Origin of the sequence: Enterobacter sp. RIT637 (assembly GCF_019718755.1) — a bacterium.
Lineage (GTDB): Bacteria > Pseudomonadota > Gammaproteobacteria > Enterobacterales > Enterobacteriaceae > Enterobacter.
This window is the reverse complement of sequence record NZ_JAIHAZ010000206.1, coordinates 1-511: the sequence shown is the minus strand read 5'-3', so window position 1 is coordinate 511 and position 511 is coordinate 1. Positions and strand designations below refer to the sequence as shown.

Below are 511 nucleotides of genomic sequence, written 5' to 3'. Positions count from 1 at the left end.
AGCGCGGCCTGGGTGTTCATGGAAAACAGTGAAAGGGTCAGTACGGCGACGGCGGACGCGATTTTCAAACGTTTCATGGTCAACTCCATCAGGGAAAAGGGGGCTATCTGAATAATAGTTCGTTAGCCCGCGAGCAAAAGTTTCGCCCGACCATAAAAAATTTATCGCTGTTAGCGAAATTTACGCACCAGAAAATCGAGATCGTCTTCTTTTACCGCTCTGGCAAGGTAATACCCTTGAAAACTTTTGATGCCAGCGGCGGATAAGGTATTAAATTTTTCCTCGCTGTCCACCCCTTCGGCGACACAGGCAACGCCAGTAATATCGCTGTAATACTGCATCGCTTTAATCAAACTGAAATCACTGTCGTTTGCGGCAAATTTATCAACGATATCTTTATCCAGTTTCAGGCCATCAAAGGGAATTTGTCTCACCGGGAACATAACGTGATCGCTTGAAAAACAGTCATCTAAAAACAGTCTGCACCCCGTTTGGCGCAGGCGCTGCATGG

1 protein-coding gene is annotated in these 511 nt (G+C 46.8%); it reads right to left on the bottom strand.

Annotated elements, in window-relative coordinates:
• Positions 1-170: 170 nt before the first annotated feature.
• Positions 171-511 (bottom strand): EAL domain-containing protein (locus K5E19_RS24040; RefSeq protein ID WP_221553412.1); only part of this gene is annotated, 341 nt, incomplete at its 5' end.